At 74.2% G+C, this 18,391-nt stretch carries 17 protein-coding genes; 12 read left to right on the forward strand and 5 right to left on the reverse strand.

The window, feature by feature from the left end; all coding sequences use genetic code 11:
• The first annotated feature begins 80 nt into the window (after positions 1-80).
• Positions 81-1,199, forward strand: a complete 1,119-nt coding sequence (locus BSL84_RS31715; protein ID WP_075971757.1) for a hypothetical protein — start codon at positions 81-83, stop codon at positions 1,197-1,199.
• A gap of 130 nt (positions 1,200-1,329) precedes the next feature.
• Complete coding sequence (locus BSL84_RS31720; RefSeq protein ID WP_030033710.1) at positions 1,330-1,881, forward strand: TerD family protein; 552 nt, start codon at positions 1,330-1,332, stop codon at positions 1,879-1,881.
• 151 nt (positions 1,882-2,032) lie between these two features.
• On the opposite strand, the gene BSL84_RS31725 is transcribed toward BSL84_RS31720, so the two are convergent.
• Positions 2,033-2,665 carry a TetR/AcrR family transcriptional regulator gene (locus BSL84_RS31725; protein WP_045321933.1) on the reverse strand — a complete coding sequence of 211 codons (633 nt, stop codon included), beginning with the start codon at positions 2,663-2,665 and terminating at the stop codon, positions 2,033-2,035.
• Positions 2,666-2,816: 151 nt separating this feature from the next.
• On the opposite strand from BSL84_RS31725, the gene BSL84_RS31730 reads away from it, so the two are divergent.
• The 5 genes from BSL84_RS31730 to BSL84_RS31750 all read left to right on the forward strand — a co-directional run bounded on the left by BSL84_RS31730 (position 2,817) and on the right by BSL84_RS31750 (position 8,825).
• Entirely contained in the window at positions 2,817-3,680 is an 864-nt protein-coding gene (locus tag BSL84_RS31730) for a phosphatase PAP2 family protein (RefSeq protein WP_075971758.1), read from the forward strand.
• Positions 3,677-4,576, forward strand: coding sequence for a DMT family transporter (locus BSL84_RS31735; protein ID WP_075971759.1), 900 nt, complete (start codon positions 3,677-3,679; stop codon positions 4,574-4,576). Before BSL84_RS31730 ends, BSL84_RS31735 begins: the two co-directional genes overlap by 4 nt.
• A 192-nt stretch (positions 4,577-4,768) precedes the next feature.
• Positions 4,769-5,248, forward strand: a complete 480-nt coding sequence (gene rraA / locus BSL84_RS31740) for a ribonuclease E activity regulator RraA (RefSeq protein ID WP_045321936.1) — start codon at positions 4,769-4,771, stop codon at positions 5,246-5,248.
• A gap of 184 nt (positions 5,249-5,432) precedes the next feature.
• Positions 5,433-7,055 (forward strand): peptide-N4-asparagine amidase, encoded by a 1,623-nt coding sequence (locus BSL84_RS31745; protein WP_075971760.1) that lies wholly within the window; start codon positions 5,433-5,435, stop codon positions 7,053-7,055.
• 27 nt (positions 7,056-7,082) lie between these two features.
• Positions 7,083-8,825 (forward strand): serine/threonine-protein kinase, encoded by a 1,743-nt coding sequence (locus BSL84_RS31750; protein ID WP_075971761.1) that lies wholly within the window; start codon positions 7,083-7,085, stop codon positions 8,823-8,825.
• Between the two features lie 96 nt (positions 8,826-8,921).
• Here BSL84_RS31750 and BSL84_RS31755 read toward each other — a convergent pair whose 3' ends face one another.
• The 3 genes from BSL84_RS31755 to BSL84_RS31765 form a co-directional block, all read right to left on the reverse strand.
• Positions 8,922-9,815: an IS982 family transposase gene (locus BSL84_RS31755; RefSeq protein WP_030036058.1), complete on the reverse strand. Its 894-nt coding sequence runs from the start codon at positions 9,813-9,815 to the stop codon at positions 8,922-8,924.
• A gap of 55 nt (positions 9,816-9,870) precedes the next feature.
• On the reverse strand, positions 9,871-10,623 hold the full coding sequence (locus tag BSL84_RS31760) for a LysM peptidoglycan-binding domain-containing protein (RefSeq protein WP_075971762.1): 753 nt from the start codon (positions 10,621-10,623) through the stop codon (positions 9,871-9,873).
• 359 nt (positions 10,624-10,982) lie between these two features.
• Entirely contained in the window at positions 10,983-11,969 is a 987-nt protein-coding gene (locus BSL84_RS31765) for a dihydrodipicolinate synthase family protein (protein WP_045321940.1), read from the reverse strand.
• Positions 11,970-12,039: 70 nt separating this feature from the next.
• On the opposite strand from BSL84_RS31765, the gene BSL84_RS31770 reads away from it, so the two are divergent.
• From BSL84_RS31770 to BSL84_RS31780, 3 genes are all read left to right on the forward strand, one after another.
• Positions 12,040-13,008, forward strand: coding sequence for a LysR family transcriptional regulator (locus tag BSL84_RS31770; protein ID WP_075971763.1), 969 nt, complete (start codon positions 12,040-12,042; stop codon positions 13,006-13,008).
• Positions 13,009-13,081: 73 nt separating this feature from the next.
• Positions 13,082-14,167 (forward strand): S-(hydroxymethyl)mycothiol dehydrogenase, encoded by a 1,086-nt coding sequence (locus BSL84_RS31775; RefSeq protein WP_075972339.1) that lies wholly within the window; start codon positions 13,082-13,084, stop codon positions 14,165-14,167.
• 240 nt (positions 14,168-14,407) lie between these two features.
• Entirely contained in the window at positions 14,408-15,718 is a 1,311-nt protein-coding gene (locus BSL84_RS31780; RefSeq protein ID WP_045321942.1) for an alpha/beta fold hydrolase, read from the forward strand.
• A gap of 11 nt (positions 15,719-15,729) precedes the next feature.
• On the opposite strand, the gene BSL84_RS31785 is transcribed toward BSL84_RS31780, so the two are convergent.
• Positions 15,730-16,521 carry an MBL fold metallo-hydrolase gene (locus tag BSL84_RS31785; RefSeq protein WP_045321943.1) on the reverse strand — a complete coding sequence of 264 codons (792 nt, stop codon included), beginning with the start codon at positions 16,519-16,521 and terminating at the stop codon, positions 15,730-15,732.
• An 18-nt stretch (positions 16,522-16,539) separates the two neighbouring features.
• Here BSL84_RS31785 and BSL84_RS31790 point away from each other — a divergent pair, with 18 nt between their 5' ends.
• Both BSL84_RS31790 and BSL84_RS31795 read left to right on the forward strand, forming a co-directional pair.
• Entirely contained in the window at positions 16,540-17,304 is a 765-nt protein-coding gene (locus BSL84_RS31790; RefSeq protein ID WP_045321944.1) for a PIG-L deacetylase family protein, read from the forward strand.
• Positions 17,305-17,371: 67 nt separating this feature from the next.
• Positions 17,372-18,205, forward strand: coding sequence for an enoyl-CoA hydratase/isomerase family protein (locus BSL84_RS31795; protein WP_079273514.1), 834 nt, complete (start codon positions 17,372-17,374; stop codon positions 18,203-18,205).
• Positions 18,206-18,391 lie beyond the last annotated feature (186 nt).

Raw genomic sequence — 18,391 nt, forward strand, 5'->3', positions numbered from 1 at the left:
AGCGAAACTTGAGGATAACGATCCGGCTCGACGGAAGTTTCTTCGGTGAAGCCGGGTCTCAGCAGCAGAAAGGGGCGGGCGTGGCAACAGGTTCGGTACGAGTGGACGGAAATGCGCTGCTTTTGGGAGAAGGGGTGCAGATCAGGTTCATACGGACCCTGCGCCTGCCCGAATCCGGAACGCACGCGCTGCCGCCGGGGCTGGGGGAGTTCCCGCTGCGCCGGGTCGAGGACCACCCCGACACGGTGCCGCCGGAGTGGCTGGCCAAGGGCGGCGTGATGCTGCCCGTGTACCTGCGCGAGGCCATGTGGCTGAGCTTCGCCGGGACCCGGACCCCGGCGGCGCTCCAGGTCGGCGTCGGCAAGGTGTGCGCCGTCTCCGGCGAGCGCTGGACGGGCCGCCTGGCGCGCGACCCGCAGAACTACGTGGTGCTGCCCCGGCAGCCCTGGCTGGACGGCATCAACTCCGGCGACGGGACGGTGCGCCAGTTCGTCGCCGTACCGCTGGGGCTCGGCGCGACGGTCGAGGGGCAGGTCACCGGGGAGGAGACCACCGGCGGCGTGCAGCTCCAGGCGTTCGGGCTGGGCGGCGAGGCGCTGGCGCAGTGGCGCCGGGCCGAGCGGGCACGGCTGACACCGCCCCCGCCGCCGCCCGGGAGTGCGGGGCTCTACGGGGCTCCGCCCGCGCAGGCCCCGATGGGCGCCGGCTTCGGCGGCCCGGTCCCCGCCCCGATGATGGCCCCGCCCGCGCCGGGCGGCGCCCCCGCGCCCCGCTCGGCGGCCCCCGGCGGCAGGTCCGGCCCGCCCGCCGCCCCCGTGATGGGGCTCGGTGTCGGCGGCAGCATGCACCAGGAGGTCTACCGGGACGAGCGCCCGCTCTCCGACTGGGCCGAGGAGCCCGCCGCGCGGGTCTTCGTGCACCTGGTGCCCCCGCCCGCGTGGCGCGCGATCACCGGGGAGGAGGCGCCGCCCTCGCCGGTCGACCGCGCCGCCTACACCCAGGCGGGACTGCCCTGGTTCGACTACTACGACGAATCGGCCACCGACCTGGCGCCGGCTGACGCCCTCAGCGGGGTCAAGCCGGTGGGGGAGTGGCTCGGTGACGACCACGACCCGTGGGTGGAGCCCGCCTCCGGCCAGGTGAAGCCGCTCGGCAACGCCCCGAGGCCGGGCAAACCCGTACGGGACGGCGACTGGTAGCCGCGGCGGAGAGGACCGCGCGACGCGAGCGGAGCGGCCCGACTGGCCGGGAACGTACGGCGGTTCGGGCCGCGACGGGGCGCCCGTGGGATCATGGACGGGCAGTACCCGCAAACGGAGGGGGAGTTCGGTGACCGGTGTACGCAAGGGACTGGCGAAGGTGGAGGTCGCGCTGCGGTGGGACCCCAGCCCGGCCGGCACTCCCGCGAACGACCTCGACCTGGTGGCGGCGGTGTACGCGGCCGCGGATCCGCACGGGAGCCCCGTCCAGCTCGTGCACTTCGCCAGCCGGTCGCCGGACGGGACCATCAATCTCAACCGGGACAGCCACACGGGTCAGGGATTCGGCTTCGACGAGGTCATGACGATCGAACTGCACCGGATGGCACCGCAGTTGGGCCGAGTGGTGATCGGCGTGGTGATCCAGGACACCGGAGCCGCCGCGGGCGGGGCTGAGGGCCGCGCGAAGACCTTCGCCGACATCGGCGGTACGGGCTTCCGGATCAGGGAAGGCCACACCGACCTCGCCCAGGGCGATTTCGCGGGCGTGCCCGCCGCCACCGCCGCCACCGTCGCCGAGTTCACCCGGAACAGCGCGGGCGCGTGGTCGTTCGACCTGCGGCTGGCGGGCTTCGACGCCGACCCGGAGGAGTTCGCCCGGGCCATGGGCGGGCCCCGCTGAATGCGGCGGAGAGCGCCGCGCAGCCGCTCGGAGCGGGCGGCGGCCACTGACAGGAGTGGCCGCCGCCCGGTCCGGGTGGCGCACTGCCGCCGTCCCCACGAGGCAGCGCGGGCGGGCCGCCGTCCGGTCATCGGGACGGCGGCCCGCCGGTTCAGGGGGCCTGGCCGGCCGCCGGCCGCGTGGGGCGGCCGGGCGCGAGGCCCAGAGCCGGGAGTATGACCGCCTCCACGAACCGGACCAGGTAGTCGGCGTCCGCGTACCGCCCCTCCAGCACCGGCCGGATGCGCAGCACGCCCATCAGCTGGGCCGGCAGGAACTCCACGGCGGGATGGTCCGCGGCGATCTCGCCGCGCTCCACGGCCCGCCCCACCATCGCGTCGAAGGCGGCCAGTTCGGGCTCGACCAGCGCCTCGCGCAAGGCGGCCTGCAGCGCCTCGTCACTGAGCACGGCGTGCCCGAGGGCCTGCGTCAGGCGGGTGTCGCGGCCCGAGGTTCCGGCGGCGATCCGGGCCGCCTCGCGCAGGTCGCCCGCCAGGGTCCCGGTGTCCACCGCGGCGAGGGTGCCGCGGCGGGCGGAGCGCAGGGCGGCGGCGACCAGCTGGGGCTTGGTCTTCCACTGCCGGTAGAGCGTGGACTTGCCGCAGCTGGCCCGGGCGGCCACGCCCTCCATCGTCAGGGCCTCGTAGCCGTGTTCGCGCAACTGCTCCAGGACGGCGTCGTAGAACTCCTGCTCCCGCTCCGGGGTGATCTTGGAGCGGCGCGCGGGGATCGGCGTCGACGTCATGGGTTGCGGCTCTCCTCGGGGCGCCTCGACTGAAGGTTCCGCTACGAAGTGTACCGGAACGCGACCGTATCGGTACACGAGCGTATCGATACGCCAATGTATCGATACACTGGCGTGTCGCCGTGCGCGCAACAGGAAGAGAGACCGGGGGATGACCGCCCACACCACGCCTGCCGGGCCGCCGGCAGGCGGACCGAGAGCCGCTCGCCGACGCCTCATACGCGAGCTGCTGCTCGTCGCGGGATTCTTCACCGTCTACAAGGCGGGCCGGCTGCTCTCGACCGACCGCACCGGCGAGGCCTTCCGCAACGCGGACCGGATCTGGGACGCCGAGCGCGCCCTGCACCTGCCCGGCGAGGGCGCGGTACAGCGGTTGCTGCTCCACGGGGACGCCCTGGTGACCACCGCGAACACCTACTACGCGGCCGTCCACTTCCCCGCCACCGCGCTCTTCCTGATCTGGCTCTACATCCGACGCCCCGCGCACTACCTGTGGACCCGCCGGGTGCTCGCCGCGCTCACCGGAGCCGCGCTCGCCCTGCACCTCGCCTACCCCCTCGCGCCCCCGCGGATGCTCCCCGCCGCCCGCCTCGTCGACACCGGGCAGGTCTACGGCCCCACCGTCTACCGGGCCGCTCCGGACGCCGACACGCTGGCGAACCAGTTCGCCGCGATGCCCTCCCTGCACTTCGGCTGGGCGCTGATGCTCGCCATCGGCGTGATCGCCGCGACCCGGGGCGGGAAGCGGTCGCGGTGGAGCCTGCTGTGGCTGCTGCACCCGGTGGCGACCCTGCTCGTGATAGTCGGTACCGCCAACCACTACTGGCTCGACGCGATCGTGGCGGCCGTCCTCCTCGGGATCGCCCTGCTGTTGGTTCCGCGGCCGCGGGCGGGCGCCGCGGACACCGGCACCCAGCGGGCCGAGCCCGCCCGGACCGGCCCCGGGGAGGAAGGCGCCGGCCACGGACTGCCGCATCAGAGGGGCGGCGCCGAAACCGTGGGAGCGGGGAAGTGAACGACACCGCCCTCGCCGTCGGGCTCTGCCTCGCCTCGGCCGTGGCCTACGCGGCCGGCGCCGTCGCCCAGGAGCGGCTCGCCCGCGCCGGCGTCGCGCGCAGCGCCGGGGCGCTGCTCGGCTCCGGCGTCTGGTGGTGGTCCGCCGGACTGAACGCGGCCGCCGCCCTGCTGCACGCCGCGGCTCTGCGCTACGGGCCCCTCACGCTGGTCCAGCCGCTCGGCGCGCTCACCCTGGTGGCCGCCGTCCCGATGGGCGCGCGCAGAGTCGGCCGCCGCGTGGCCGCCACCGAATGGCGGGGCACCCTCGCCACCGTCGCCGGGCTCGGCCTGCTGCTGCTCCCGGCATCCGGGCCGGCTCCCGACGACACCCTCACGCTGGTCGAAGCCCTGGCCGTCTCCGCAGCCACCATCGCCGTGATCCTGATCCTGACCGCGGTGAAGGACCCGGGCTCGGGGCTGCGCCACGCCACCGCCTCCGGACTGGCGTCCGCGGTGGCCTCCGCCCTGACCCAGACCGTGGCCGTCGCCGGCGGCCGAGGCGGATCCCTCCTGAGCGTCCGGGTCGTCTGCGTGGCGCTGCTCGTCGTCGTGTTCGCGGTCGGCGGGATGCTCCTGTCGCAGCGCGCCTACCGGGGCGGCGGGCTGGGCGCCCCGCTCGCCGTGGTGAACCTGGCCAACCCCCTCGCCGCGGCCGCCATCGGCGCGGTCCTGCTCGGCGAGCGCCTCCAGGGCGGGCCGGCGGGGCTGCTGCTGGCGGTGGCCGGTGCGCTCGCGGCGGCGCGGGGAGTGGTCCTGCTGACCCGGGCGCCGGCCGCCCCGGCGGGCACCGCGGCGGCCCGGGTGCCGGCGGGCGCGGCCGAACTGGCCGTCCCCGGGGGCCGGGTGCCCGTCTGATCCGGCAGGCCGGGAGTTCGAGAGGGCCGGAAGGGCGGGAGGGTGGTCCGGATGCACGGGCGGGACCCGTCGGGTTCCGGCCGTTGTACGTCCGGGCCGCCCTCACCCTCGCTGCCCCCCGCCGGAACCGGGCCCCGTACGCTGGCCGCACCACGCGCAGCAAGAGACGAACAGCGAGGAACCGGTACCGAGATGAGCGTCACCCCTGTCCCCACCGCCGACCTGTACGACGAGCACGGCGAGAACCTCGACATCTGCACCACCGGCTTCCGCCAGTTCGGCGGCCGCCGGCTCTTCGCCGGCCCCGTGCGGACCGTCCGCTGCCACGAGGACAACGCCCTGCTGCGCGAACTCGTCCACACGGCGGGCGAGGGCGCCGTCCTCGTCGTGGACGGCGGCGGCTCGCCCAACACCGCCCTCGTCGGCGACCTCATCGCCGGCGCGGCCGAACGCAACGGCTGGGCAGGCCTGATCATCAACGGCTCCGTCCGCGACAGCGTCGCCCTCGGCGGCCTCGACCTCGGCGTGAAGGCCCTGGGAACCGTCCCGCGCAAGAGCGGCAAGACCGGCGCCGGAGCCGTGGACGAGCCCGTCACCATCGGCGACGTCACCTTCCGCGCCGGGGACACCGTCCACGCGGACGACGACGGCGTGGTCGTCCTGCGCGCCTGACGCCGCCCCCGGCCGAGGACCGCGACCGGCGCAGAGCCCCGGCCGGACGCCGGCGCGAGCGGCGGCCCGGACACCCCGCCCCGTTCGCGCCGCCGACCCCGGCGCGCGCCGGAGGCGAGAACCGGCCAGTGCCGGGGCGCCGGCCCTGGCAGCCGTCCGGCGCGCGGGGTTTCACTGCCGGTCCATGAGACGACACAGGATCACGGGCCTGCTCGGCGCGATCGCGCTGGCCGCCGGCACCCTGGCCGCCGCGGGCCCCGCGCACGGCCTGCCCCGGGCAGACCCGCCGCCCGCCGAGTTCGGCACGGACTGGCACGACCCCCTCACCGCCGCCCCGGCCGTCCCGCGTCCCGCGACCCGGTCGTGCCAGGTGACCCTCGCCGAGGCGCAGTTCCGCGACTTCACCCCCTACCGTGGCGGCTACACGCCCCCCACCGCCTGCGGCGCCGCCGACTGGGCCACGGTGGTCCTCCGCCTCGACGGCAAGGTCAAGGGCCGCCAGTACGACCGGCTGGGCCACCTCTCCCTGGGCGGTGTGGAGATCCTGCGCACCTCCACACCCCAGCCCTCACCCGACGGCATCACCTGGTCCGTCGAGAAGGACGTCACCCGCTACCGCGACACCCTGGCCCGCCCGCAGCCCGTCGAGATGCTCATCGGCAACGTCGTCGACGAGACCTACACCGGAGTCATCGACGTCAAGGCCACCCTCACCTTCTACGCCGCCGAAGGACACACCCGGGCACCCGACACCCCCGACCGCGTACTGCCCCTCACCACCCCGGTGGTCACCACCCCCCGCAACACCGAGCGGATCGTCGCCGAGGTGTACGCCACCGGCTCGGGCGGCGGCTGCGAGGAATACTGGTACATGACCGTCCCCGACGCGGCGCCTTACTCCTGCAAAGCCGCCGACGGCCCCCACCGCGAGGTCCGCGTATCCGTCGACGGCCGGCTCGCGGGCATCGCCGCGCCCTTCCCCACGGTCTGGACCGGCGGCTGGTCCAACCCGTTCCTCTGGTACGTCACACCCGGCCCCCGCGCCTTCGACGTCCAGCCGATCCGCTACGACCTCACCCCCTACGCCGCCCTCCTCAACGACGGCCGCCCGCACCGCATCGAGGTGGGTGTCGCGGGGCTGCCCGCCGGACAGAGCGGCTGGAGCACCCCCGCCAACCTGCTGCTGTGGCAGGACGAGGGCCGGCAGGTCGTCACCGGCGCCCTGACCCGGCACGAGGAGAGCACCCCGTCGGGCCACTCCTGGTGGACGCCCGCGAGCCCGGGGGGACAGCACCGGGTGGACACCGAGGGCGCACACCACCTGACCGTCGCCGGTTACCTGGACACCTCCCACGGCCGGGTGGCCACCACCGTCACCCGCTCCGTGCGCCACACCTCCGCGCACCGCTGGACCGACGGCGAGAACCTCGACGCGCTCGCCGCGAGCTGGACCGACAAGGAGAGCGTCGTACACGGGGGGACGACCACACGGACCGACCGCACCTACACGATGGACGGCGAGACCACCCTCGGCGCCGGCGACCGGCTGCGCACGGTCCTCTCGCTCGGCGACCGCGCGGACACCGTCACCCTGCGCGGAGGCCGGACCGTCGGCACCACCCGGCTCGACGACCGGTACACGGGCGACGCCACCTACACCGCGAACGTCCCGCGGGACCAGCGCCACGCGGTGGGCACCACCTCCGCCCGCTACCGGCTGTACGGGTCACAAGTCCCCGGCGGGTGCTACGACCGTACGGTGGGCACCGTCCAGGGAACGGTCACGGTGGACCGGCGGCGCTGCTGACGGTGGCGGCGCTTACGATGAGCCGCCATGGACACGAGTGAGGCCGGCAGACAGCTGATCGACGGGCGCTTCGAACTGGTTGCGCCCCTGGGCAGCGGCGGCATGGGTACCGTCTGGCGGGCGCGCGACATCGCCCTGCACCGAGAGGTCGCGCTCAAGGAGGTGCGCCCGCCGGACCCGGCGACCGCCGCCGCCCAGCCCGGCCTGGCCGACCAGATGCGCGAGCGCGCCGTCCGCGAGGCCCGCGCCCTCGCCCGACTCGCCCACCCCCACGTCGTGACCATCCACCACATCGTCGAACCGGCGGACGGCGCGGACGGCCACCCGTGGATCGTCATGGAGATGGTCAAGGGCGGCTCCCTCCACGACCGCCTGGAGTCGGGCCCGTTGTCGCCGGCGGAAGCCATCCGGCTCGGCCTCGACGTGCTGTCCGCGCTGCGCGCCGCACACGCCGAAGGAGTCCTGCACCGCGACGTCAAGCCGGCCAACGTCCTGCTGCGCCCGGACGGGTCGGCCGTGCTGACCGACTTCGGCATCGCCGCCCTGCACGACTCCACCGGACTCACCGCCACCGGCGTGCTGATCGGGTCGCCGGAGTACATCGCGCCCGAACGCGTCCGCGGTGAGGAGGGACTGGCCGCCTCCGACCTGTGGTCGCTGGGCATGCTGCTGTACGTGGCCGCGGAGGGGGTCAGCCCGCTGCGCCGGGCCACCAGCCTGGCCACGGTCGTGGCCGTGCTCGACGAGCCGATCCCGGCACCGGTGCGGTCCGGCCCGCTGGGGCCCGTACTGGAGCGGCTGCTCGTGCGGGACCTGGCCGCCCGGCCCGACGGGGCACAGCTGGAACAGCTGCTCCGCGACGCGAGCGCTGCTCTCGGTGCCGGTTCCGGTACCGGTTCCGGCGCGGGGGCCGGTGCGGGTGCCGCGGCCGTGCCCGCGCCGCCCGCCGCCGCGCCGCAGGCCGCCCCGGCCGCGCCGCACCCGTACGGGCAGTTCGGGCCCTACGCACCCACCCCGCCCGGACCGGTCCCGACCCCGCACACCCCGCCGCCGTACGGCTCCTCCCCGTACGCGGCCGCCACCACGCCCGTCCCGGTGGCGTCCGGCCCGCGCCGCCGCCCGGCCCTGATCGGCGCGGCGCTGGCCGTGGTCCTCGCGGCCGGCGTGGTCGGCATCGTCCAGCTGCTGCCCGACGGGAAAGCCGGTGACGACGAGGCGAAGGGCGGCCCCGCGACCCGTCCGGCAGTCACCGGCGCCGCCACCCCGGACGCACGCGGCGCCGCCTCGGCCCCCGCCCCGAGGGCGAGCGCCCAGAAGGCGGACGCGCCCCGCGGCAGCATGATGACGCCGGGGAACGTCCGCACGGCCCTGGAGGCCTTCAAGAAGCAGGCGGGGACGACCACGTTCGTCGACATGACGCTCTACGACGGCTACATCCTCGCCTCCATCCCGACGGCCGCCGGCGCCGAGACCGTCGACTCCTGGCAGTACCGGGACGGAGTGGCCAGCCGCACCGGTCCGGACGGCACGGTCAAGGACGGGGAGCCGCTGATCGACATGGGCGCGGTCGACTGGGACCAGCTGCCCGGTCTGCTGGAACGGTCGCAGAAGGAGCTGAAGGTCGAGAAGCCGAGCTCGCGCCACGTCATCGTCGACCCCTGGATGATGGACAAGGCCCCCGCCATCCGCACCTATCTCAGCGACGAGTACGGGCGCGGCGGTTACGTCCTGTGGGGCATCGACGGCAGCCTCAGGAAGGTCTACGGCTGAGCAGCGGGGCCTGAGCCCGCGGGGCCCTTGAGCCCGCGGGGCCCGGCCGGCAGGGGCGGGCCAGAATCCGCTAGACGAGTAAGTCCGAAGTGTTGGTCAGTGGTCGTAGGCGACGAGTGATCGGGTGATGGATGTTCCGTTGGCCCGGTTGTGCCAGATGGCTGCGGTCAGGGCCAGGATGCGTTGTCCGACGCGGGCCAGGACCCCAGATGGGGTCCTGGCTCCGTGACGTTCGAGGTCGAGTTGGCCTTTGAGGGTGTCGTTCACCGACTCGATGAGCTGCCGGATCGGTTTGAGCAGGTGCTCGCCCGGCCGTGGCTTGCGGTTGCGGTAGCTGGGCCGCAGCAGGGTCAGGCCGTGGTCGGCCATGAAGGCGTCCAGGTGCTTGGAGACGTAGCCCTTGTCACCGACGATGGTCTGCCCGGGGTGGGTGGCCAGCAGGTCGATGTCCTGGGTGAGCATGCCGGCGAGGACTTCACGCTCGTCCGTTTTCGGGTTGGCCAGCGCCCAGGCAATGGGCAGGCCGCCGGGTGTGCAGAGCAGGTGCAGACGCAAGCCCCAGAAGAACCGTGAGTGCGAGGCGCAGTAGCCGTAACCGGCCCAGCCCGCCAGTTGCGAGCGTTTGACCGTCGGCCGTGAGCGGGCGCACTCCACGGGGGTGGAGTCCACGATCCATACGTCGTCGTGCCACAGGTCGGTGTCGCGGGCCAGAGTGCGGATGAACCGGCTGATCAGCGTGTTGGCGGCCCGCAGGCGCTTGTTGTATCCGGACTGCTCGGGCAGGTAGGGGAACTCGGCGCTCAGGTGGCGGCGGGCGAACCGAAGCCAGCGGGTCTCGGAGGCGAAGCCGAGGACGGCCTGCATGACCGCGAGCGTCAACAGCTCGGCATCCGTCAGCCTCGGCGGACGGCCCCATCGCCGCGTTCCTGCCAGAGAGTCATCAATCCTCACGTACAGTGCAGTCGCGAGGGTTTCGAGATCTGTCGTCACAAACGGATCAACGAGACCCTCGCTTCATGCGCCCGAAAACTTCGGACTTACTCGTCTAGTAGGCGCCGTTGACGTTGTCGATCGAGCCGTAGCGGGCGGCCGCGTAGTTGCAGGCCGCGGTGATGTTGGCCACCGGGTCGTAGGAGTCCAGCGAAGTGCCCGGCACGTGATAGGCCTTGAAGGTCGGGTCGATGACCTGGAGCAGCCCCTTGGAGGGGATTCCGTTCCGGGCGTTGATGTCCCAGAGGTTGATCGCCTTCGGGTTGCCCGAGGACTCCCGCATCACGTTGCGGTGAATTCCGTTGTAGCTGCCGGGAATACCGTGCTTGGCCATCACGTCGAGGGACTCGCGGATCCAGCCGTCGAGATTGTTCGGGTAGGAGGACGCCTTCTTGGCGGCCGTCTTCACCGCGGTCTTGGCCGCCGTGGCGGCCTTCGCCTGGGCGCCGATGGCCAGCTTGGTGCCGGGGCGGATGATCGACGGGTTGTCGCCGACGACCGCGCGGTTCGCCTCGTAGAGCTGCTTCCACCCGCCGCTCACGGAGTGGTCCGCGGCGATCTCCGAAAGGGTGTCGCCGACGACCACGGAATACGTGGTGGGAGGGGCCGTCACCGCGTTGACCGTGTTGACCGCGGTGGCCGCGGTGACGGTGGTCACGGCGGCTGCCGGCGCGCTCGTCCCGGCCGCGCCTGCGGTGGTCGCGCTGATCAGCGGGAGCGTGAGGGCCGCGCCACCTGTGCCGGCGAGGGCCAGCTTCCGGGTGATCGGGTTCTGCTTCGGCCGACGGTGCTTACCCTTTGCAGGCATGGGGGAATTCCTCACGTGGGGGGACGGGAGACCCGGGTCGGCGGCGCCGTATTCGGCAGCCCGCGTCCTGGAGTGAGGTGACCGTAGGTGAGCCCGCCGGGCGCGAACAAGCCCCGAATTCCACCCATAGATCGACATCCCGCTATCCGCCCCGGAAATGACCTTGTGGGCGTGGCGGAGAAAAAGGCCGATTCCCTTTCCGGTAAAAGGGAATCGGCCTGCGGCGGGAAATGATGTTGAAGTGTTCCGCGTGACTGACATCACGGGCCGGCGGCCCCGGGCTCAATAAGGGCAAGTCCACTCTCTGTTGGCCTCATTCGGGCGACTCGCGCTTAGCGGCTAAATCGCCCATCCAGGTCTCATTCCGGCGCTTCTGCCTTCCTTACGCCCCCGTCCGGGATCCCGGCCAGCGCGGTCAGCCGCTCCAGGGCGGCCGCCACCGCCTCCCGCGAGGCGGGCAGCAGGGGAAGCCGTACATCGGGGGCCGGGATGCGGCCCTGGGCGTGCAGCACGCCCTTGACGACGCCCGGATTGGGCTCGGCGAAGACCGCCGCCGACAGCCCGGCGAGCGCGTGCCCCAGCGCCCGGGCGCGTACCGCGTCCCCCGCCCGCCAGGCCGCGGCGAGCTCCGCGAAGCGTTCCGTCGCCAGATGTGCCGAGGCCAGGATCCCGCCCGACGCGCCCAGCGCGAGCATCGCCGACACGTGGACGTCGTCCCCGGCCAGCACCTGGAAACCGGCCGGCCGGTCGCCGAGCAGTTCCACCGCGTCCTGGTCGAGGGCGCCCACCGCGTACTTCACCCCGACGACGCCGGGAAGCGAGCCGAGGGCCCGCAGCGCGGCGGCGTCCAGCGGCTGCCCCGTGCGGTACGGGACGTGATAGACGATCAGCGGCACGGGGCTCACCGCGGCCAGCCGCTCGAAGTGCGCCAACACCCCGGCCGCCGACGGCCGTACGAACGACGGCACCGTGACCAGCGCCGCCCCGGCCTGCGGCCACCGCGCCAGCCCCGCCAGCGAGGCCTCCGCGGCCCTGGTACCGGACGCCCCCGCGCCGACGGTCAGCACGGCGCCGCGCTCGCCGCAGACCCGGGCGCACACACCGGTGACGAGATCGCGCTCCCCCTCGTCGAGGGCGGCCGCCTCACCGGTGGTCCCGAGGGCGACGATCCCGGAGGCGCCCGCGTCGAGCACCTCGTGGGCCAGCGCCTCCAGGGCCTCGGCCGCGACCTCCCCGCCGGCTGCGAAGGGGGTGACGAGCGGTACGTGGATCCCCTGGAGCGGGACCGCCCCTGTGGCCCCCTGCCGTACCGCGCCCGCGATGTCCTGTGTCCTGTTCTGTGCCATGCCCCGAGCCTGGCCCGCTCCGAGCGGCAAATCCAGTTCACGTTCCTTACCCAACCCGTAAGCTGAGCCGATGCTCGACGTACGGCGGCTGCGCCTGCTGCGTGAACTCGCCCGCCGCGGCACCATCGCCGCCGTGGCCGAAGCCCTCTCCTTCAGCCCTTCGGCGGTGTCCCAACAGCTCGGCGTGCTGGAGCGGGAGGCCGGCCTGCCCCTGCTGGAACGCACCGGACGGCGGGTCCGGCTCACCCCCGCCGGGCAGAACCTCGTCACGCACGCCGAGGCCGTCCTGGAACGGCTGGAACAGGCCGACGCCGACCTCGCCGAAGCCCGCGGCGGCCTGGCCGGAGCCCTGCGCATCGGCGCCTTCCCCACCGCCTCCCGCGCGATCGTCCCGGCCGCGCTGGTGGCCCTCGCCCGCCGCCACCCGGGGCTGGAGCCGATGGTCTGCGAGACCGATCCGGCGGCGGTCGCCCACGCCCTGCGGGCCGGGGACCTCGACGTCGCCCTCGTCCACGCGTACGACCTCGTGCCCGCCGAGCGCGAGCCGGGACTGACCACCGAACCCCTGTACGGCGAGGGGATGTACCTGGCCGAGCCCGCCGCGGGAACGCCCGGGGCACCGGGAACGCCCCGGCCCGCCGGGACGCCCGCCGGAGCGCCCTCCGCCGACCAGGACGCCGTCCTGCGGGCGCACGCCGGATCGCCCTGGATCACGGCCACCCCCGGCACCCTCTGCCACGCCATGACCGTGCGGGCCTGCCAGGCCGCCGGCTTCACGCCCCGGGTGCGCCACCAGGTGGACGAGTTCGCCACCGTGCTCGCGCTGGTCGCGGCGGGCCAGGGCGTGGCCGTCGTACCCCAGCTCGGGGTCACGGGTCCGGCGGACCCGTCCGTGCGCCTCACCCGGCTGGTGATGCAGCGGCGCACCGAGCTCGCCTTCCGCAGCGGCGCCGGCGCCCACCCGGCCGTGGCGGCCTTCGGCGCGGCACTTCGCGCCGCCGTACCGCCGGATCTGGCCGGGTCGCGCGCCGAAGCGTGACACAACTCCCTTGCCGGGTGGCGTCCGTGTACGTTCGTTGATCCAGACCGAACCGATCAGAACGGGGTACGACGTGACACATCGCGTACGAGGGGTCATCGCCCGGAGCAAGGGCGCACCGGTGGAGACGACGACGATCCTCGTGCCCGACCCGGGTCCGGGCGAGGCGCTCGTACGGGTGCAGGCCTGCGGGGTCTGCCACACCGACCTGCACTACCGCGAAGGCGGGATCAACGACGAATTCCCCTTCCTGCTCGGCCACGAGGCCGCCGGGATCGTGGAGTCCGTCGGCCCGGACGTCACCTCCGTGGCCCCCGGCGACTTCGTCGTCCTCAACTGGCGTGCGGTGTGCGGCACCTGCCGGGCCTGCAAGCGCGGACGCCCCTGGTACTGCTTCGCCACGCACAACGCCACCCAGCCCATGACCCTGGAGGACGGCACCCCGCTGTCCCCGGCCCTCGGCATCGGCTCCTTCGCCGAGAAGACACTCGTCGCCGCCGGCCAGTGCACCAAGGTGGACCCGGCCGCCTCCCCGGCCGCCGCGGGCCTCCTCGGCTGCGGGGTGATGGCCGGCCTCGGCGCCGCCCTCAACACGGGCAACGTCGGCCGGGGCGACTCCGTCGCCGTCATCGGCTGCGGGGGAGTGGGCAACGCGGCCGTGGCCGGTGCCCGGCTGGCGGGCGCCTCACGGATCATCGCCGTGGACCTGGACGACCGGAAGCTTCAGTGGGCGCGCGGCCTCGGCGCCACCCACACCGTCAACGGCCGGACCGAGGACGTGGTCAAGGCCGTCCAGGCCCTCACCGGCGGCAACGGCGCCGACGTGGTGATCGACGCCGTGGGCCGCCCCGAGACCTACCGGCAGGCCTTCTACGCGCGCGACCTCGCGGGGACGGTGGTCCTGGTGGGAGTGCCGACCCCGGAGATGAAGCTCGAACTCCCGCTCCTGGACGTCTTCGGCCGCGGCGGCGCCCTGAAGTCCTCCTGGTACGGCGACTGCCTGCCCGAGCGAGACTTCCCCCTCCTGATCGACCTCTACCTCCAGGGCCGGCTCGACCTGGACGCCTTCGTCTCCGAGGCCATCCCGCTCGACGGGGTCGAAGAGGCCTTCGCCCGGATGGAACGGGGCGAGGTGCTCCGCTCGGTCGTCGAGTTCTGACGCAGTCCCGGGGCCCGACGGCCCGGGCCCCGGCGGCCCGGGCCCCGGCGGCCCGGGCCCCGGCGGCCCGGCCGCCGGCCTCCCGTGCGCTCCGGCCCACCGCCGCCGCCGCACGGAAGGCCGGTAAGGCCCCACCGCCCCCTGAGACCCGGACAGGTCATAGACTCGGGCGACCGCCGCGCCCCCGCCCCACCCGGCCGGGGCGCGGAATTCCGTACCTCGTATCCCTGGGGGCCGTCCGTGACCGTCGTCCACAGCTACCGCCAGCCCGGCACGGTCCTCACCGACCACCGGTTCTCCGTCCCCCTGGACCACGCGCGCCCGGACGGGGAGCGGATCGAGCTGTACGGCCGCGAGGTGGTCGCCACCGGCAAGGACCCCGAGTCCCTGCCCTGGCTGCTGTATCTGGAAGGCGGCCCCGGCTTCGGCGCCCGCCGCTTCACCGGCCGGCAGGCCTGGCTGGAGCGGGCCCTGCAGGACTACCGGGTGCTGCTGCTGGACCAGCGCGGCACCGGCCGGTCCACCCCCCTGAACCGGCAGACGCTGCCCCTGCGCGGCACTCCCGCCCAACAGGCCGAGCACCTCGCCCATTTCCGCGCCGACTCCATCGTGCGCGACGCCGAGGCCATCCGCCCCGGCCTGACCGGCGGCGCCCCCTGGACGGTGCTCGGCCAGAGCTTCGGCGGCTTCTGCACCGTCCGCTACCTCTCCAGCGCGCCCGAGGGCCTGGCCGCGGCTCTGATCACCGGCGGGCTCCCGTCGCTGACCGCCACCGCGGACGAGGTGTACCAGGCCGCGTACCCCCGCATCGAGCGCAAGAACCTGGCCCACTACGCCCGTTACCCCATGGACGTCGAGCGGGCCCGCCGGATCGCCGCCCACCTCGTGGAGCGGCCTGCCGAACTCCCCGGCGGCCACCTCCTCACCGTCGAGGCCTTCCAGTCCCTGGGCATCCTCCTCGGCGGCGGCGACGGCAGCCACCAGCTCCACTACCTGCTGGAGGACGCCTTCGTCCCGACCCCGGCGGGACCGGCGCTCTCCGACGCCTTCCTAGAAGGCGCCCGAGCCCTCCTGTCCTTCGCCGGACACCCCCTCTACGCGCTGGTCCACGAGGCGATCTACGCCCAGGACCCGGCCGCCCCCACCGCATGGGCCGCCGAACGGGTCCGTGCGGACCACCCCCGCTTCGACGCCCACAAGGCCCTCGCCGGCGACGAGCCCCTGCTGTTCACCGGTGAGACCATCCACCCCTGGCACTTCACCACCGACCCGGCCCTCACCCCGCTGCGCGAGACCGCCGACCTGCTGGCCGCCCGTACCGGCTGGCAGCCCCTCTACGACCCGCGGCGGCTGGCGGCCAACGACGTCCCGGTGGCCGCGGCGGTCTACCACGACGACATGTACGTGGACGCGGAGGACTCCCTGCGCACGGCCCGCTCCATCCGCGGCCTGCGCACCTGGGTGACCGACGAGTTCGAACACGACGGCCTGCGCGCTGGCGGCCCCCGCGTCCTGGACCGCCTGCTGGCCCTCGTGAACGACGACGCCTGAGCCGGAAGGGCTCAGCAGGGCTCGACGAAGGCGCGGGTCAGGTGGGCCGTGGCCAGGAGGGCGCCGCGGCGCACCGCCTGCGCCAGCAGGTGCTCACGGGAGGCGCGGGCGGCGGGCCGGTCGCGCTCGTGCGAGTACGGGACCGCCGGGTTGCCCAGTTGCACGGCGTGCACCAGCACGTCGCCGGTGACCAGCACGTCCCGGCCCGCCGGGCCCTGCTCGACCAGCACCGACTGGTGGCCGGGGGTGTGACCCGGCGTCGGCAGCAGGGTGATCCCCGCCCCCAGCCGGTGCGTGCCGTCCACCTCGTGCAGGTGACCGGAGGCCCGCAGCGGGGCCACGGTCCACTCCCACACCGCGTCGTTCCGGTCGAGGGCGGCGACCTCGGCCCGCTGGACGACATGGCGCGCGGCGGGGAAGAACGGCTCACCGCCGGGCCCCGAGGTCCAGCCCGCGTGATCCTCGTGCAGATGGGTCAGCACCACCGCCTCCACGTCCTCCGCCGCGATGCCGGCCTCCGCGAGGGCGGCCGGCAGCCGCCCCGGCACCGGCGCCCACCCGGCGGCGGGCCCGTCCGCCGGCCCGACCCCCGCGTCCACCAGCACCCAGCGGCCCCCCGGCCGCGCCACGGCGAAGCACCGGAAGTCCAGCCGCCAGGCATCGCCGGCACCCGCCGCACCCGGATCCAGCAGTGCGGCGCGCGCCCAGTCGTCCTCGTCCGCGCCGGGGAAAGCCGTCCCGGCGGGCTCGAAGAAGGTTCCCGAGGCGTCGAGGAGGGCCACTACCAGTCCGTGTCGGTCCATTCGCCTATTGTGCGACGCATGACCGAACAACGTGATCTGCAGGCCCCCTTGGAGCCCATGCCCACGGACTGGCGGCGCGCCCTCGCCGTCGTGGCCCACCCGGACGACCTGGAGTACGGGTGCGCGGCCGCCATCGCGGACTGGACGGACGGCGGCCGCGAGGTGGTCTACCTCCTGGCGACCCGCGGCGAGGCGGGTATCGACTCCGTCGCCCCCGCCGAGTGCGCCGCGCTGCGCGAGGCCGAACAGCGTGCGAGCGCGGCCGTGGTCGGGGTGTCCGAGGTGGAGTTCCTGGACCACCGCGACGGCATCGTCGAGTACGGCCTCGGCCTGCGCCGGGACATCGCCGCCGCCATCCGCCGGCACCGACCCGAGCTGGTCGTCACCCTCAACCACCGCGACACCTGGGGCGGGGAGCAGGGCGGCGGCTTCTGGAACACCTCCGACCACAAGGCCGTCGGCCGGGCCACCCTGGACGCGGCCGCCGACGCCGGCAACCGCTGGATCTTCCCGGAGCTCATCTCCGAGCAGGGCCTGGAGCCGTGGGACGGGGTCCGCTGGGTGGCGGTCGCCGGCACCAGCACGCCCACGCACGCGGCCGACGCGGGCCCGGGCCTGGAGCGCTCGGTGCTGTCCCTGCTGGAGCACAAGGCCTACATCGCGGCGCTGACCGACCAGGATCCGGAGGAGTACGTCCGTACCTTCCTCACCGGCAACGCCGAACGGGTGGCGGCGCGGTACGGCGGCCGTCCGGCGGTCGCGTTCGAGGTCTTCCCCCGCTGAGCGCCCCGGACCTAGTCTGACGATCCGTCAGGACATGGGCAGCCGCCGGGCCGGAGGTGCGGACAAGGTGATCGACACCATCTCCACGGAGATCGAGGAGGGCGAGGAGCGGATCCGCCTGGAGGCCGCAGAGGGGCTGGCCGTCCTCACCCTCTGCCGCCCCGACAAGCTCAACGGCTGGAGCTGGGAGTCCAGCCGCCAGCTGGGCCTGCTCGCGGACCGGATCCGCTTCGACCCCTCGATACGCGCCGTGCTGCTGCGGGCCGAGGGCCGGGCCTTCTGCGCCGGCATCGACGTGACCGCCCCGGGCGGCGCCATCGCGGGCGGAACGCACGCCCGGCGCACCCGCGACTACTACGAGGGCATCCGATGGGTCCACGAGCGCTTCACGGTCCTCACCCGACTCCCGCAGCCGGTGGTGGCGGCCGTCCAGGGCTACTGCCTGGGCTTCGGTTTCGAGCTGGCGCTGATGGCCGACATCCGGGTGGCGGCGCGGGACGCCGTCTTCGCCCTGCCCGAGGCGCGGCTGGGGGTGGCGGTGGACGCGGGAGGCGACCTGCGCATCGCCCGCGAGGCCGGTGCGGGGTGGGCGAAGTACCTGGCCCTGACCGGACGCCGCATCGACGCCGCCACCGCCGAACGACTCCACCTGGTCCAACTCGTCGTCGACAACGAGGACTTGGAGACGGTCTCCCGCGCCTTGGCGGCGGAGATCGCCGCCAACGCCCCCCTCGCGGTCCAGGGCATCAAGCGGGCGGTCGACGCCTACGCCGACGCCGCCCTCCCCGCGGCCCTCGACCGAGTGGCGATGACCGCGGCCCTCACGCTCGCCTCGGACGACGCCCGCGAGGGCTACACCGCCAAGGCGGAGCGCCGGCCACCCCGCTTCACGGGCGGCTGACCCGTCGCACCACGACACCCCTCAAGGGCTGTCCCGTAATCCCTGGCGGATCAGCGTGCGGTGTCGGATGCGGTGCATCGCAAGGCGGAGGAGCGTCCTCGTACTGGGCGTATGCGGGGGTTTGCGACAACGCGGCGAGGCGCCGTAGCCGGCGCCGCGCGCCCGCCGGGGATTACGGGACAGCCC

Source organism: Streptomyces sp. TN58 (genome assembly GCF_001941845.1).
Lineage (GTDB): Bacteria > Actinomycetota > Actinomycetes > Streptomycetales > Streptomycetaceae > Streptomyces.